The 14,527-nt window shown below is 62.6% G+C and carries 15 protein-coding genes, 1 tRNA gene and 1 riboswitch; of the genes, 12 read left to right on the forward strand and 4 right to left on the reverse strand.

The genetic code is table 11. The features are described 5' to 3' along the window. Window positions 1-116: 116 nt before the first annotated feature. Window positions 117-1,322, reverse strand: a complete 1,206-nt coding sequence (gene metZ / locus ABIT12_RS17780) for an O-succinylhomoserine sulfhydrylase (RefSeq protein WP_348041539.1) — start codon at window positions 1,320-1,322, stop codon at window positions 117-119. A gap of 36 nt (window positions 1,323-1,358) precedes the next feature. Next, window positions 1,359-1,436, reverse strand: a riboswitch (SAM riboswitch). Between the two features lie 73 nt (window positions 1,437-1,509). On the opposite strand from metZ, the gene ABIT12_RS17785 reads away from it, so the two are divergent. After that, complete coding sequence (locus tag ABIT12_RS17785; RefSeq protein WP_348041541.1) at window positions 1,510-2,622, forward strand: 2'-deoxycytidine 5'-triphosphate deaminase; 1,113 nt, start codon at window positions 1,510-1,512, stop codon at window positions 2,620-2,622. Between the two features lie 4 nt (window positions 2,623-2,626). On the opposite strand, the gene ABIT12_RS17790 is transcribed toward ABIT12_RS17785, so the two are convergent. After that, window positions 2,627-3,097: a hypothetical protein gene (locus ABIT12_RS17790; protein ID WP_348041543.1), complete on the reverse strand. Its 471-nt coding sequence runs from the start codon at window positions 3,095-3,097 to the stop codon at window positions 2,627-2,629. Window positions 3,098-3,437: 340 nt separating this feature from the next. Here ABIT12_RS17790 and ABIT12_RS17795 point away from each other — a divergent pair, with 340 nt between their 5' ends. From ABIT12_RS17795 to ABIT12_RS17820, 6 genes are all read left to right on the forward strand, one after another. After that, the gene (locus ABIT12_RS17795) at window positions 3,438-4,805 is read left to right on the forward strand and encodes an LLM class flavin-dependent oxidoreductase (RefSeq protein WP_348041548.1); all 1,368 of its coding nucleotides are present in this window, start codon (window positions 3,438-3,440) and stop codon (window positions 4,803-4,805) included. Then, entirely contained in the window at window positions 4,805-5,365 is a 561-nt protein-coding gene (msuE, locus tag ABIT12_RS17800) for an FMN reductase (protein ID WP_348041550.1), read from the forward strand. Before ABIT12_RS17795 ends, msuE begins: the two co-directional genes overlap by 1 nt. Window positions 5,366-5,385: 20 nt before the next feature. Beyond that, complete coding sequence (locus tag ABIT12_RS17805; RefSeq protein ID WP_348041552.1) at window positions 5,386-6,351, forward strand: aliphatic sulfonate ABC transporter substrate-binding protein; 966 nt, start codon at window positions 5,386-5,388, stop codon at window positions 6,349-6,351. 28 nt (window positions 6,352-6,379) lie between these two features. Next, the gene (locus ABIT12_RS17810; protein ID WP_348041554.1) at window positions 6,380-7,231 is read left to right on the forward strand and encodes an ABC transporter permease subunit; all 852 of its coding nucleotides are present in this window, start codon (window positions 6,380-6,382) and stop codon (window positions 7,229-7,231) included. Between the two features lie 4 nt (window positions 7,232-7,235). After that, complete coding sequence (locus ABIT12_RS17815; RefSeq protein WP_348041556.1) at window positions 7,236-8,060, forward strand: ATP-binding cassette domain-containing protein; 825 nt, start codon at window positions 7,236-7,238, stop codon at window positions 8,058-8,060. A gap of 117 nt (window positions 8,061-8,177) precedes the next feature. Next, window positions 8,178-8,251: transfer RNA gene (locus ABIT12_RS17820), tRNA-Gly, on the forward strand. A 19-nt stretch (window positions 8,252-8,270) separates the two neighbouring features. Here ABIT12_RS17820 and ABIT12_RS17825 read toward each other — a convergent pair. After that, window positions 8,271-9,251 carry an SDR family oxidoreductase gene (locus ABIT12_RS17825; protein WP_348041558.1) on the reverse strand — a complete coding sequence of 327 codons (981 nt, stop codon included), beginning with the start codon at window positions 9,249-9,251 and terminating at the stop codon, window positions 8,271-8,273. 221 nt (window positions 9,252-9,472) lie between these two features. Here ABIT12_RS17825 and ABIT12_RS17830 point away from each other — a divergent pair, with 221 nt between their 5' ends. The 5 genes from ABIT12_RS17830 to ABIT12_RS17850 all read left to right on the forward strand — a co-directional run bounded on the left by ABIT12_RS17830 (window position 9,473) and on the right by ABIT12_RS17850 (window position 13,099). After that, entirely contained in the window at window positions 9,473-10,888 is a 1,416-nt protein-coding gene (locus ABIT12_RS17830; protein WP_348041560.1) for a cytochrome ubiquinol oxidase subunit I, read from the forward strand. Continuing rightward, on the forward strand, window positions 10,878-11,882 hold the full coding sequence (cydB, locus tag ABIT12_RS17835) for a cytochrome d ubiquinol oxidase subunit II (RefSeq protein WP_348041570.1): 1,005 nt from the start codon (window positions 10,878-10,880) through the stop codon (window positions 11,880-11,882). Before ABIT12_RS17830 ends, cydB begins: the two co-directional genes overlap by 11 nt. Then, window positions 11,882-11,995: a DUF2474 family protein gene (locus ABIT12_RS17840; RefSeq protein ID WP_348041562.1), complete on the forward strand. Its 114-nt coding sequence runs from the start codon at window positions 11,882-11,884 to the stop codon at window positions 11,993-11,995. Before cydB ends, ABIT12_RS17840 begins: the two co-directional genes overlap by 1 nt. Window positions 11,996-12,170: 175 nt before the next feature. Further along, window positions 12,171-12,494: a metalloregulator ArsR/SmtB family transcription factor gene (locus tag ABIT12_RS17845; RefSeq protein WP_348041564.1), complete on the forward strand. Its 324-nt coding sequence runs from the start codon at window positions 12,171-12,173 to the stop codon at window positions 12,492-12,494. Window positions 12,495-12,667: 173 nt separating this feature from the next. Continuing rightward, entirely contained in the window at window positions 12,668-13,099 is a 432-nt protein-coding gene (locus ABIT12_RS17850) for an SRPBCC family protein (protein WP_348041566.1), read from the forward strand. A gap of 23 nt (window positions 13,100-13,122) precedes the next feature. Here ABIT12_RS17850 and ABIT12_RS17855 read toward each other — a convergent pair. Beyond that, a partial coding sequence (locus tag ABIT12_RS17855; RefSeq protein WP_348041568.1) for a glycosyltransferase family 2 protein occupies window positions 13,123-14,527 on the reverse strand: 1,405 nt, incomplete at its 5' end.

Here is a 14,527-nt window from a genome sequence, read left to right on the forward strand (position 1 = left end):
CGAGGGGGAGGTGTGGGCCGGTGTTTTTGGCTGCATGTTGCCCCGTCCACCGAACGGCACCTCCCCCTTGATGGGGGAGGCAGGGAGGGGGTGGGGCAACACGCGCCAAAACATCGTCAAACCTGATCCAGCCCGTAGAGCAGATCGGCGATCAGATCATCGGCGTCTTCCAGCCCGACCGAAATGCGCAGCAGGCCGGGCGTGACGCCGGTTTGCAGCCGCACTTCTTCGGTTAGCCGCTGATGCGTGGTGGTGCGCGGGTGCGTGATGATGGATTTGGCGTCGCCCAGATTGTTGGAAATCAGGATCACGGCCAGGGCATCTGCCAGCTTGAATGCTGCGTCCTGCCCGCCCTTGACGTCGAAGGCCACCAGGGTCGAGCCCGCACGCATCTGGCGCTTGGCCAGATCGTATTGCGGGTGCGATTTATGGTGCGGGTAGATCACCTTGTTGATCTTGGGGTGATTGCCCAGCACGTCAGCGATTTTGCCAGCGCTGGAAGTCATCTGGTTGACGCGCAGCGGCAGGGTTTCGAGGCCCTTGATGAACACCCAGGCGTTGAAAGCGCTCAGCGTCGCGCCGGTCTGGCGCAGCAGCGTATGCACATCCCCGGTGATCAGTTCCTTGCTGCCCAAAACGATACCGCCCAACACCCGGCCCTGCCCGTCGATATGCTTGGTGGCCGAATAGGTCACCAGATCAGCGCCGAGTTCGAGCGGCTTCTGGTAGAGCGCGGTGGCAAAGACGTTGTCGACGATCAGCCTAGCGCCATGGGCATGGGCGATTTTGGCGACGGCGGCGATATCGACCAGTTCCAGCGTCGGATTGGTCGGGGTTTCGATGAACACCAGCCTGGTGTTGGGGCGCATTGCGGCTTCGAAATTTTGCGGATCGCGGCCATCAACCAGCGTCGAGGCAACGCCCCAACGCGGCATGAAATCCTCGACCACGTAACGGCAGCCGCCAAACAGCGCCATCGAGGCCACGATATGATCGCCGGCCTTGACTTGGCTCATCACCGCATTGGTCACCGCCGCCATGCCGGACGCGAACGCGCGACCCGCTTCGGCGCCTTCGAGCAGCGCCATGCGGTTCTGGAACACATCAACGGTGGGATTGGCGAAGCGCGAATAATTGTGACCGCCGATTTCGCCCTTGAACAGGGCCTCGGCATGGGCCGAGGTTGGGTAGGTGTAGCCGGAGGTGAGGAACAGCGCTTCGGAAGTCTCGTTGAACTGGCTGCGTTCGCTGCCGCCATGCACGAGCTGGGTCGCCGGCGCCCGCTTTTTCGGATCGCTGAGGGGGTTCTGGGCCTTGGACATCAGGTGCCTTCAAACAAAAAACCGGCCCATGAAACATGGCCGGTTGGAACGGTCTCTTAGCAATTTGTTTAAAGTGGCTGCAACCAGACCGGCCAAATCACCACTGAGTTGTGATCTAAGGCCAATTGCCGGTTGGCGTCAATTGCGCGGGTTGCTATCGGATAGATCACAACCGGGAACAAACCTCATGAGCGGCGAACAGATCTGGCCCAATGGCGTGTTTCCGGCGCGGCTGATCGAAGAACTGGCACGGATCGGTGCGATCAATACGGCGCGCCCGTTCGATGCCGATCAGGTGCAGCCCGCCAGCCTTGACCTGCGGCTGGGCGATACGGCGTTTCGCGTGCGCTCCAGCTTCCTACCCGGACCGTCGCATTCGGTGGCCGAACGGATCGATGCGCTCAAGCTGCACGAAATCGATCTCAAGCATGGCGCCGTGCTGGAACGCGGCTGCGTCTATCTGGTGCCGTTGCAGGAAAGCCTGCGCCTGCCAGAAGCGGTCAGCGCCTCAGCCAATCCGAAAAGCTCGACCGGGCGGCTCGATGTGTTCACCCGCGTCATCGGCGACCGGGCGCGGGGCTTTGATCAATTGCCGCCGGGCTATGACGGACCGCTGTTTTTGGAAATCAGCCCGCGCACCTTTCCGGTTCTGGTGCGCACCGGTTCGCGGCTGAGCCAGATGCGCTTCCGCTCCGGCGACAGCCGCCTGAGCGTGGCCGAACATCAGGCGCTGCATGTCGCGCAGACGCTGGTGATCGGAGGCAATTCGCCGGTGGATTATGGGGTGTCGCTGTCCATCGACCTATTGGGCAAGAGCCGCGACGGGCTGGTGGGTTTCCGCTCCAAGCGCCACACCGCCGTGGTCGACATGGACAAGAAGAACGCGCTGGATGTGCTCGACTTCTGGGAGCCAATCGTCAATCGGGGCAAGAACGAGCTGATCCTTGATCCGGACGAGTTCTACATTCTGGTCAGCGACGAGGCCGTGCATGTGCCGCCCGATCACGCGGCTGAAATGGTGCCGTTCGATCCGCTGGTGGGGGAATTCCGGGTCCACTATGCGGGGTTCTTCGATCCGGGCTTTGGCCATTCGGCAGCGGGCGGCACCGGCAGCCGCGCGGTGCTGGAAGTGCGCAGCCGCGAAGTGCCGTTCCTGCTCGGCCATGGCCAGACTATTGGACGGCTGATCTATGAGCGGCTGGCCGAGCGGCCGGACCGGCTCTATGGCGCCGCGTCCGGCTCAAACTATCAGGCGCAGGCGCTCAAGCTGTCCAAGCACTTCAAGCCCTATCCAGCGTAAGGCCTTACTGGACCTTCTGCGAGACCTGCCCATTGCTGTCCTGCATCATGTTGGGCCCGTTGAACTGGACCTGCGAGATGTTGCAGTAATTGGTGACCTGGGTGTCGGAAAAGATCGACATCGTCACCAGCGTATTGCCCTGCATCTGTGAGGCCCAGAAGCCGTGGCCGGGATAATCCGAGCACATCTGGCCATTGGAGCAGACCCGCGTCGTGGTGGTGAACAGGCCGCTGGGCTCGAAGGTGGTGTAGCGCTGCGCCACCTGAGATGGGTTGAGCTGGTTGGGAACCTCGGTGTACCAGACCCCGATCAACTGCTGCATGGCCTGACTATTGGCATTGGCCTGAAACTGCTGCCAGCCCGCGGTGGCGTTCTGGTCGACATTGCCGTTCTGGTCCATGCAGACATCGTTTTGCGCGAAGGCCGGCGTGCTCAAGGCGGCAATAGCCGCCAGTACAATGATGCGTTTCGTCATCCCCGTTGTCCCCCTGATGATGGAGCGTCTTCGGCAGCACTCCAGTTGCTCATTCTCAGCTCCCGGCAGGATGGGACGACTCCGGGCTTCGCTTGTCAATGGCTGGGCTTGACGGCACAACTCTCACCGCTCCACCCAATGGCACGACGATGGCCAAAGCAATATTTTGCGTCAGGCGCCCGATTGGAATGGCTTCACGCACAGCGCGTTCTGAAACTATCCTTCTCAAGGAATTATGATCTCATCTGAAGCCGTCAAAACGCAAATTCTTATACTCGACTAATTCGGTAGTGAATGTAGGCTTATGAGCATCTTACGAACGTCAACTTGGACAGTTGCAATGAGCCAGAACCACCGACAGATCAAACTGGGCGCCTTCATCATGGCCACGGGCCATCACATCGCCGCCTGGCGCCATCCGCTTGCCCAGGCCGATGCAGGGCACAATATCGACCACTATCGCGAGGTAGCGCAGACTGCCGAGCGCGGGCTGTTCGACGTGGTGTTCGTTGCCGACAGCCCCGGCGGCTGGGATGGTGCCAGCGAGCCCGAAGTGCGCGCCCGGGTAGGCCATGCCGCCCATTTCGAGCCGGTGACGCTGTGGTCGGCGCTGTCGCAGACCACCAGCAAGATCGGGTTTGTGGCCACCGCCTCAACCACTTACGAAGACCCGTACCTGTTGGCGCGCAAGTTCGCTTCGCTCGATCACATCTCGAAGGGCCGCGCGGCGTGGAACGTCGTCACCACCGGCGCTGACGTGTCGAAGAACTTCTCCATTGCCGGCCATCCGGCTCATGCCAATCGCTATGAGCGGGCCGAGGAAGTGGTCGATCTGGTGCTGGACCTGTGGGACAGCTACGAGGACGATGCGCTGATCGTGGACAAGGAAAGCGGCGTGTTCCTCGATCCCGACAAGGTCCACAAGGTCAACCACAAGGGCAAGTTCTTCGAAGTTGCGGGGCCGCTCAATGTCGCCCGCTCGCCGCAGGGCCGCCCGGTCGTGGTGCAGGCCGGCGCTTCCGAAGCCGGGCGCGAACTGGCGGCCCGCACTGCCGAAGTGATCTTCACCGCCAACCAGACGCTGGCGGACGCGCAGGAGTTTTATGCCGACATCAAGGGCCGGCTTGGCAAGTTCGGCCGTCGCCCGGAACAGTTGCTGATCATGCCCGGCATTTTCCCGGTGCTGGGCGGCACCGAGGTCGAGGCACAGCAGAACTACGAGTTCATCCAGTCGCTGGTGCATCCCGCCATCGCCTGGAGCATCATCAAGCAATATTATGTTGGCGTCGATCTGTCGGGCTATTCGCTCGACGATATCGCGCCGCCACTGCCGCAGGAAACCGAGCTCAACAAGTCGCGCCTGAAGCTGGTTTCGGACCTGCAGGCGCACAATGGCCTGACCCTGCGCCAGCTCTACCTGTCGCTGGCCACGGCACGCGGCCACCGCACCGTGGTGGGCACGCCCGAGCAGATCGCCGATGCGATCGAGGTCTGGTTCAGCAATGGCGCCGCCGACGGCTTCAACATCATGCCGCCAATCCTGCCCACCGGGCTGACTGACTTCGTCGACCAGGTGGTGCCGATCCTGCAGCGGCGCGGCTTGTTCCGCACCGAGTATGAAGGCACCACACTGCGCGAAAACCTGGGGCTTGAACGTCCGGTCAACCGGTTCGTTGCCCGCGCCAACACCACCCAGCGGAGCGCCTGATGAGCCAGCTCAAGATCGTCGGTTTTGCCGGCAACGCCTCCCGCCCTTCCCGCACCAGCGCATTGGTCCAAGCCATTGCCGGCGCGGCACAGCTCAGGACCGGCGCCTATACCAGCCTGCATGACCTGACCGATGTGCACCCATCGCTGGGGGCAACGCTGGACCCGCGCCAGGCGCCGCCCGATCTGGCCGCGCTGATCTCGGAGATCACCGCTGCCGATGCGCTGATCGTCGGCTCGCCGGTTTACAAGGGCACCTATACCGGCCTGTTCAAGCACCTGTTCGACCTGATCGAACCCAAGGCGCTCAAGGACAAGCCGATCGTTCTGGCCGCCACCGGCGGCAGCGAACGCCATGCGCTGGTGGTCGATCACGGTCTGCGCCCGCTGTTTGCATTCTTTTCGGCCGATATCCTGTCGACCGGCATCTACGCCACCGAAACCGATTTCACCGATTACCGCCCCTCCCATCCGCAATTGCTGCGCCGCATCGAGCGGGTTGCGGACGAGCTGAGCTTCAAGCTCGGCGTGCGCGCACCCCTTCTGGCCCAGTCGGCCTGATCACTCTCAAGGAAACTTCAATGTTCACTCGCAGACAACTCTTCCCGCTCTTTGCCGGAGCGGCGGCAGCGCTTTCCCTGCCAGGCCTGATCTGCGCGCAGGAGCCCGCCAAGGAATTGCGCATCGGCTGGCAAAAAGGCGGCGTGTTCGCGCTGGCCAAGGCCAATGGCGCGCTGGAAAAACGCCTTGCCGATCGCGGCATTGCCGTCAGCTGGAACGAGTTCAGCTCGGGTCCGCCGCTGCTGGAAGCTTTGGGCGCCAATGCGCTGGATTTCGGTTCGACCGGCGATATCCCGCCGCTGTTTGCCCAGGCCGCCGGTGGCAACCTGGTCTATGTCGCCGCCTCCAAGGGTGCGCTGGACGGCTCGGCGATCCTGGTCAAACAGGATAGCCCCATCAAGACCCTGGCCGATCTCAAGGGCAAGAAGCTGGCGTTCAAGCGCGGCTCCTCGGCGCATAACTTTGCCCTCGGCGCACTGCGCAGCGTCGGCCTTTCGCTGGGCGATGTCGAGGCAATCGATCTGGGACCGCCTGACGCGGCACCGGCCTTTGCCAATGGGCAGATCGATGCATGGGTGATCTGGGACCCCTATAATGCCATCACCCAGCAGGACAAGCAGACCCGCGTGCTGGCCACCACCGAAGGCCTGGTCGAGAGCTGGGGCTACTATCTGGCCAATTGCGATTATGCCAAAGCCAACCCGCAGGTGATCGTCGACCTGATTGACGAGCTGGGCAAGGTCGGTGCCGCAGCGCAGGCTAATCTCGACGACACGGTCAAACAGATCTCGCAGATCACCGGCGTGCCGGAGCCGATCCAGAAGATCGTGTTGACCCGCAGGGGTGCGGACCTCGGCTCCATCGCCACGCTGACGGCGGATAATCTGGCCTATCAGCAGAAGCTGGCCGACGAGTTCTTCGAGCTCAAGATCGTCCCCAAGAAGCTCGATATCGCCTCGGCCTTCTGGTACCCGCCCGCCGCCTGATCGCGGCCCTCCCAACGGAGCCTGAACCATGACCCTTGTTGCAGATCTTGGCCAACCCGTGTCTGTACCTTCGGGCTCCGGCCAACCCGGCCAGCGGCGGTCTGCCGCCGCTGTGCTGCGGCCGCTGCTGCCTTACGCGCTGCCGGTGGCGCTGATTGCCTTCTGGCAATTGGCGGCATCGGCGGGGCTGATTTCCAACCGGCTGATGCCGGCGCCAGTCGATGTGGCCCGCGCCTTCTGGGACAAGGCCAGTTCGGGTGAACTGGCCGTCAATATCGGGGTCAGCGGTTTGCGCGCCCTCTCGGGGCTGGCGATCGGGGGCAGCATTGGCTTCCTGCTCGGCCTCGCCAACGGGCTGTCGCGGCTGTCCTATACCGTTACCGATACGACGCTGCAGATGCTGCGCACCATTCCCAACCTGGCGCTGATCCCGCTGGTGATCCTGTGGTTCGGCATCGGCGAGGAAGCCAAGCTATTCCTGACCGCCTTGGGCGTGTTCTTCCCGATCTATCTCAATACCCTGCATGGGGTGCGCAATGTCGATCCGCAATTGATCGAGATGGGGCAGGTTTACGGCATGAAGGGCTTCACCCTGTTCCGCAAGGTGATCTTTCCCGGCGCCCTGCCCTCCATTTTCGTCGGCCTGCGGTTTTCGCTGGGCATCATGTGGCTGACGCTGATCGTGGCCGAAACCCTCTCCTCGTCCTCGGGCATCGGCTACATGGCCAATACCGCCCGTGAATTCATGATGACCGACGTCGTCGTGCTGGCTCTGGTGATCTATGCGCTGCTGGGCAAGCTGGCCGACGTGGTGGCGCGGTTCCTCGAAAGCCGCACCCTGCAATGGCACCCCGCCTTCCAGACCGACAAAAAGGATTGAAGCGATGAGCGAGATCATTCACCGCGAGCGCCGGATCAATGCCTGGGGCAAGGAAATCGAGCCCGAATTCACCCCGCGTCCGGTGCACCCGGCGCCGGTTCCAAAAGGCGTCGGCATCCGCCTGCGCGGCGTGACCAAGAGCTTTGGCACTGTGCCAGTGCTCACGGGCATCGACCTCGACGTGCCCGAGGGGCAGTTCCTTGCCATTGTCGGCAAGAGCGGTTGCGGCAAGAGCACGCTGCTGCGCCTGCTGGTGGGGCTCGATGAAGTCACCGGGGGCAGTATCGAATTTCTCGACGAGGCCGGGCAGGCAACAGAGCCCAATGCCCGCATCGTATTCCAGGAGCCACGGCTTTTGCCCTGGGCCAGCGTGCTCGACAATGTCGCGGTCGGCCTCGGGGAAACCGTGCCGCAGCGGCAAGGCCGGGGGCTGGCGCAGGCGGCGTTGGGCGAGGTGCAGCTGTCGGAAAAATCGGGCGAATGGCCGGCGCGCCTCTCAGGCGGCCAACGCCAGCGCGTGGCTCTGGGCCGGGCGATGGTCAGCCATCCCGAATTCCTGGCGATGGACGAACCGCTGGGCGCCCTCGATGCTTTGACCCGTATCACCATGCAGGCGCTGATCGAGCGCGTCTGGGCCGAGCAGCGCTTTACCGCCCTGTTCGTCACCCATGATGTGACCGAGGCCGTGGCGCTGGCCGACCGGGTCATCGTGCTCGACGAGGGCCATATCGCCCTCGACATCACTGTCGATCACCCTCGCCCACGGCAGCGCGGCACGGCGTCACTGGCGGCGCTGGAGGCCCAGCTGCTGGCCGCGATCTTTCGCTGACTGGAATTGGCGGCGGCGGCTCACCATGCCGCTGCCGCCCAACCTGCAATCGAATTGCCTTCACTGCACCGCACCCGCTTGACGCCTCACGCCATTTCAAGCATCTAGAACCGGCGTGCGGGTGTATCTCAATGGTAGAGAAGCAGCTTCCCAAGCTGATGACGAGGGTTCGATTCCCTTCACCCGCTCCAGTCCCCTTATAACTGCCCGTCAGCCGAGCGCTGACTGCTCCCGGCAGATGCGATCGACCAAGGCGTCGAACTCGCCCCTGGGCGGGCGCTGCATTGCAAGGCGCTGCTTGAGGTGCTGGATCGGCTCGGCAAGGATTTCCTCGAGGCTTTGCGCGCAGGTGAAGTCGCCAACCACGCTCTTGATCTTGGAATTGTCAAAGATCGCGGTCCACGCCTTGTCCCCGATCAGCGGACCGACCCACTCCGGGTTGTAGCGGATCAGCGTATCGGTGGGGACATGCACGATCTTGGCTTCGACGCCGAGCAGGCGGGCAATGGCCTTCTGGATATCGTCCCAGATGTGGGCCTTGTCATTGGTGATATGGAAAATCTCGTTGAGCGCGGCCTTGTTGCCGAACAGGCCGATGAAGGGCACCGCGAAATCGACTGAACGGGTCAGCGTCCAGGGCGTGCGGCCATCGCCGGCAACGATGGTGGGCTCGCCATCGAGCATGCGCCGCGCCATCACGTCGCTGTCGCCCATCATGATCGGTAGGCCGGTGCGCACGGTGTGGCTGGGGCGCACGATGGTCCAGTCGAGGCCCCTGGCAGCCAGCAGCAGGTTTTCGCAATCGATCTTGGCCTGGCTATAGGGCCAGTAGGGATTGATCGCCGGGGTCTGCTCGGTAATCACATAATGGCGCGCCGGCTTTTCATAGACCGAGGCCGACGAGATGAAGATGTATTGGCCGCAATGGCCGGTAAAGACCTCGATATCGCGCGCCACCTGATCGGGGGTGAAGGCGATAAACTGGCAGACCACGTCAAATTTTGCCTTGGCCAGCCCGGCATATTCCGGTCCGCCGAGATCACCGATGATGGATTTGACCCCCGCCGGCAGCGCGCTCTCGCGCTTGCCGCGATTATAGACGCTGACCGCATGGCCTTGGGCCACGGCGCGCTCGACGCAGGGATAGGAAATCTGGCCGGTGCCGCCGATAAAAAGAATGTTCAGGGCCATTTGAAAATGCCTTGGTTGAAAGTGCCGAATAATCGTTGAAGTCTAGAACATCCGCGCCGGGAGGCAACCAATTTGGCCCCACCGCCGACGCCCCCCTTCCATCGCTGACGCCGCCGTCTATAATGTCGCACAGACAAAGTGACGCGCGCCAAAACGCCATGTTTTATTGGGCGGGAGACGGGCGCACAAGGCGGCAGTCAGGCAGATGCAAGGTGGCCGGCATGACATTTCTCGGGTTGAGCGCGGAAATACTGGCGCGTATCCAGTTCGCTTTCACCATTTCCTTTCACTTCATTTTCCCGGCCTTCTCGATCGGTACAGCGGCCTTTCTGGCATTTCTCAACTTTCTCTATCTGTGGAAGAAGGACGCGGCCTATCTGCGGCTCTTTGAGTACTGGAAGACGATTTTTGCCGTCACCTTCGGCATGGGCGTGGTGTCGGGCATCGTCATCAGTTACCAGTTCGGCACCAATTGGGCGGTGTTTTCCGACCGGGCCGGCGCGGTGATCGGCCCGCTGATGGGCTATGAGGTTTTGACCGCATTTTTCCTTGAAGCCGGGTTCCTCGGCATCATGCTGTTTGGGCGCAAGCGGGTGGGCGAAAACCTGCATTTCGTGGCGACGCTGATGGTGGCGATCGGTACGCTGATTTCGGCGACCTGGATCATTTCGGCCAATAGCTGGATGCAGACGCCGGCCGGTTATGCCATCGCCGAAAACGGCCAGTTCGTGCCTGCCAACTGGTGGGAAATCATCTTCAATCCATCCTTTCCCTACCGGCTTATCCATACGGTTCTGGCGGCGTTCCTGACCACGGCATTCTCGGTTGGCGCGGTCGGCGCCTGGCACCTGCTCAAGGACAAAACCAACCGGCAGGCGCGCATCATGTTTTCGATGGCGATGTGGATGGCCGCCTTGGTAACGCCGCTGCAGATCGCGGCCGGCGATGCGCATGGCATCAACACGCTGGAACACCAGCCGGCCAAGATCGCCGCGATGGAAGGGCATTTTGAAACCCAGAAGGGCGCGCCGCTGATCCTGTTCGGCATCCCCAATGACACCACCGAAACGACCGACTACGCCATCGAAATTCCCAAGCTCGGCTCGCTGATCCTGACCCATTCGCTCGATGGCGAAATCAAGGGCCTCAAGGAATGGGCCAAGACCGATCGGCCCCCGGCCCTGATCCCGTTCATCACCTTCCGGGTGATGGTGGGCATCGGCTTTTTGATGCTGGGGCTGGGGCTGTGGTCGCTGTGGACCCGATGGCGCGGCAAGCTCTATGACAATACGTGGCTGCATCGGGCGGCGCTGGTGATGGGGCCATCGGGCTTTGTCGCGGTGCTGGCCGGCTGGCACACCACTGAAGTCGGGCGCCAGCCCTATACGGTCTATGGCCTGATGCGTACCTCGGAGAGCCTGTCCAATGTGGATGCGCCTGCCGTGGGTGCCTCGCTTATTGCCTTCATCGTGGTGTATTTCGTGGTGTTCGGCGCCGGCATTTTCTACATGCTGCGGCTGATGCTGCGTACGCCGGGCGGTGATGATGGCGAGCTGGAAAAAGGCCCGGTCAAGGCGGCGGGCATTCACCCCGGCCCGGCGCAGGGCACACCGATGGGAGGCGATGATGGTCTTTGATCTGCCGTTTATCTGGGCCGCTATCATCGCCTTTGCCGTGCTGGCCTATGTGGTGCTGGACGGGTTCGACCTGGGCATCGGCATCCTGTTTCCGTTCTTTCCGGAAAAGCATGATCGCGACGTGATGACCAATTCGGTCGCCCCGGTCTGGGACGGCAACGAAACCTGGCTGGTGCTGGGCGGCGGCGGGCTGATGGCGGTGTTCCCGCTGGCCTATGCCACCATCATGCCGGCGCTCTACATCCCGATCATCCTGATGCTGCTGGGTCTGGTGTTTCGCGGCGTCGCCTTCGAATTCCGCTGGCGCACCGAACGCTGGCGGCCATTGTGGGATTTCGGCTTCTGGATCGGCTCGACCGTTGCGGCCTTCACCCAGGGCGTGGCGCTGGGGGCCCTGGTGCAGGGCATCAAGATCGAAGGGCGCGAATATGCCGGGGGCTGGTGGGACTGGCTGTCGCTGTTTTCCCTGTTGACCGGCGTGGCCGTGGTGCTGGGTTATGCCCTGCTGGGCGCCTGCTGGCTCAACCTCAAGACCAGCAAAGGGCTACAGGCCAAGGCGCGCCAGCTGGCAATGGCCAGCGGCGTCGGCACCCTGGCAATGATCGGGGTGGTGAGCCTGTGGACCCCGTTCATCAACAGCGTCTACTTTGAGCACTGGTTCGGCTGGCCGACGGCATTCTTTTCCGCCTTCGTGCCGCTGTTGCTGGCGGTGTGTGCCTTTGTCCTGTGGCATGGACTGACCACCGACAAGCATTTGCAGCCGCTGCTGGCGGCGCTCGGGCTGTTTGTGCTGAGCTTTGTCGGCATCGGCATCAGCTTTTATCCCTATATCGTGCCCGGCGCGCTGACCATTAACCAAGCGGCAGCGCCGGACAGTTCGCTCGGGTTCCTTCTGGTAGGCGCCGTAGTGCTGGTACCGATCATCCTGGCCTATACCGGCTACGCCTATTGGGTGTTTCGCGGCAAGATCGACCCGGAAGAGGGCTATCACTGATGGAACAGGCGCCGCTCTACAAGCGACTGGGCTGGTTTGTGGCGCTGTGGGTCGCTGGCGTGCTGGCAGTTGGCGCGGTTGGCTATGCGATCAAGCTGGTGCTGAAGGCGTAATACATACCGCCAAAATTCTCGATGCCATCCGGGCGCAGGCCGGGATCCTGCTCGAGATTTCAGGGAGAGGCCCCGGCCTGCGGCGGGGTGACACCATGTGTGTGGCGACCACCGAAAATAACTTAAGCATGAACTTTACCATTGACGCCCGCAGCGCGGCTTGTTAGTAAAGTTCATGCTTAACCAACCAGCCAATCTCGATCTGATGTACCAGGCTCTGGCCGACCCGACCCGGCGGGCGATGCTGGAGCGGTTGACCCGCGGGCCCGCCTCGGTGAGCCAGTTGGCCGAACCGTTTGCGATGTCGTTGCCGGCAGTGGTGCAGCATTTGCAGGTGCTCGAAGGCAGCGGGCTGGTCAAAACCGAAAAGATCGGTCGCGTCCGCACCTGCACGCTCGATACCACGACGATGCAGCAGGCGGAGCAATGGATCAATGATCGCCGCACCGCCTGGGGCAAACGGCTGGACCGGCTGGCTGATTTTCTGGGCGAAGACTGACATGGGCACGCTCAAACTCTGGATCGAGCAACGACAGGCGCAGTGGCGCCGACATCTGGAACGCCTGGCCCTCTATCTGCGCGAACTGCCCTGAACGCGTCGATTTTCCGAAATATCCCGTTGCCGTTGCGGCAGCGCGGATCAACACATCCTGAAAACCTGAGGAGATCACCATGACTGAACGTTCGCTTGTCCATTCCACCTTTACGATCGAGCGCAGCTATGCCGCCGCGCCTGCCAAGGTGTTCGATGCCTGGGCCAGCAAGGAGGCCAAGGCCAAGTGGTTTCCAGTGGGCGATACGTTCGACTTCCGCGAGGGCGGGCGCGAGTACCAGAAAGGCGACGGGCCGGATGGCAGCACCTTCGTGTTCGACGTGCTCTACCACGACATCGTGCCCAATGAGCGCATCGTCTACACCTACGAGATGCAGATGAACGGCAAGCGCATCTCGGTTTCGGTAGCGACGGTCGATATCCGTGCCGCCGGCACCGGCACCAAGCTGATCGTCACCGAAATGGGGGTGTATCTGGATGGCCTTGATACCCGCGAGATGCGCGAGCGCGGCACGGCCGAGCTGATGGATGCACTGGGCAACACGCTCTGAGGCGCCTATTCGGCCAGTTCGCGCTACCGCAACGGCCGGCGCGACTGGCCGAGCGGTGACGGCGGTTCGGCGTTGAGCGTGAGCTGGTGGGTGGTCTTGGCCCAGTAAAATGGCCGCTTCAACAGGTCGAGCAGCGCCAGCAGCGTCGCCAGCGAAATCAGCAGCCAGTAGATCGGCAACAGCAATTGCACGAGGACTGGCCGCTGGCCCCGCAATCGGAACAGGCCGGCCAGCGTCAGTAAAACCGCCGCCGCATAGCCAAACAGGAACATGGCTGGATAGAGCAGCGGCCAGTCTGCTTCCAGCGGCCCCAAGAGCGACAGGTTCAGCGCCAGACGCGCCAGGTTCAGCAACAGGAAACCGGTATGCAGGAGCGGCGCCAGAATCTGGCCCAGCGCCATCACTTCAAAGGCCAGGAACGGCCACCAGCCCATTTCTGCCAGCGCTCGCCACGGATGACGATTGTGGACGATAAAGGTCTGCATCCAGCCTTTCATCCAGCGTGTGCGCTGGGACAGCCAGCTGCGCAGCGTGGTTGGCGCCGCTTCGAAGGTGGCAACGGGGATGGTTTCCACCTTTAGCCGCAGCCGCGCCAGTCGCACGCCCAGATCGGCGTCTTCGGTGACGTTATAGGCATCCCAGCCGCCGATTTCGCGCAGGGTCGCGGTGCGAAAATGGTTGGACGTGCCACCCAGCGGAACCGGCAGGCCCCAGCGTGCCAGAGCGGGGAGCTTGACCCCGAACAGCCCGGCATATTCGCCGGCAAACAGCGCCGCCAGCGGCGCCTCCCTGGCATTGTCGATGACCAGTTCGGCCTGGATGCAGTGAACCGCCGGGCGCTGGCGAAACCGCAGGGCGGCGTAGCGGAGCTGGCTTGGCTCGGGGCGGTCCTCGGCATCAAACACCACTACATATTCACCCCGGCACAGCGGCAGTGCAAAATCGAGCGCTTTCGGCTTGGTGCGCGGCATGGCATCGGGCACGCAGACCAGGCTGAACTGGGCATGGTTCAACGCGGCGTGGACCGCAGCAACCGTATGGGCCGAGCGCGCTTCGACCACGAACTTGATATCCAATCGGGCAGCCGGGTAATCCAGCGCCAGCATCGCCTGTGCCAGTTGCGGAACCATATGGGCTTCGTCGCGCAGCGGGATCAGCACCGAATAGATCGGCAGTTCCGCATCATCGGTGGACCAATCCGGGGGCGGCGCTGGCCGGGAGCGAAGCTCCATGATCGCCGCCAGACTAAGCATGGCGGGTAGCGCAATCAGCAGCAGGGCCAGCGGCAGCAGCACTGGATGAGGCAGGAACGGCGACACCAGCACCAGGCTGACGGTGATCAACAGGCCGATGACGAAAACCAGCCGCACCGGGAAGGTCGAGGCCAGGTGGGCTGTGGCAAAGGGCCAGCGGCGCGCCAGCCGCTGG

The sequence above is a fragment of the Devosia sp. genome, from assembly GCF_039927955.1.
In the GTDB taxonomy this organism is placed as follows: Bacteria; Pseudomonadota; Alphaproteobacteria; order Rhizobiales; family Devosiaceae; genus Devosia.

Coding starts and splice junctions, on each gene's coding strand:
- metZ (WP_348041539.1), bottom strand. CDS start 1,322: ATGTCCAAGGCCCAGAACCCCCTCAGCGATCCGAAAAAGCGGGCGCCG.
- ABIT12_RS17785 (WP_348041541.1), top strand. CDS start 1,510: ATGAGCGGCGAACAGATCTGGCCCAATGGCGTGTTTCCGGCGCGGCTG.
- ABIT12_RS17790 (WP_348041543.1), bottom strand. CDS start 3,097: ATGACGAAACGCATCATTGTACTGGCGGCTATTGCCGCCTTGAGCACG.
- ABIT12_RS17795 (WP_348041548.1), top strand. CDS start 3,438: ATGAGCCAGAACCACCGACAGATCAAACTGGGCGCCTTCATCATGGCC.
- msuE (WP_348041550.1), top strand. CDS start 4,805: ATGAGCCAGCTCAAGATCGTCGGTTTTGCCGGCAACGCCTCCCGCCCT.
- ABIT12_RS17805 (WP_348041552.1), top strand. CDS start 5,386: ATGTTCACTCGCAGACAACTCTTCCCGCTCTTTGCCGGAGCGGCGGCA.
- ABIT12_RS17810 (WP_348041554.1), top strand. CDS start 6,380: ATGACCCTTGTTGCAGATCTTGGCCAACCCGTGTCTGTACCTTCGGGC.
- ABIT12_RS17815 (WP_348041556.1), top strand. CDS start 7,236: ATGAGCGAGATCATTCACCGCGAGCGCCGGATCAATGCCTGGGGCAAG.
- ABIT12_RS17825 (WP_348041558.1), bottom strand. CDS start 9,251: ATGGCCCTGAACATTCTTTTTATCGGCGGCACCGGCCAGATTTCCTAT.
- ABIT12_RS17830 (WP_348041560.1), top strand. CDS start 9,473: ATGACATTTCTCGGGTTGAGCGCGGAAATACTGGCGCGTATCCAGTTC.
- cydB (WP_348041570.1), top strand. CDS start 10,878: ATGGTCTTTGATCTGCCGTTTATCTGGGCCGCTATCATCGCCTTTGCC.
- ABIT12_RS17840 (WP_348041562.1), top strand. CDS start 11,882: ATGGAACAGGCGCCGCTCTACAAGCGACTGGGCTGGTTTGTGGCGCTG.
- ABIT12_RS17845 (WP_348041564.1), top strand. CDS start 12,171: ATGCTTAACCAACCAGCCAATCTCGATCTGATGTACCAGGCTCTGGCC.
- ABIT12_RS17850 (WP_348041566.1), top strand. CDS start 12,668: ATGACTGAACGTTCGCTTGTCCATTCCACCTTTACGATCGAGCGCAGC.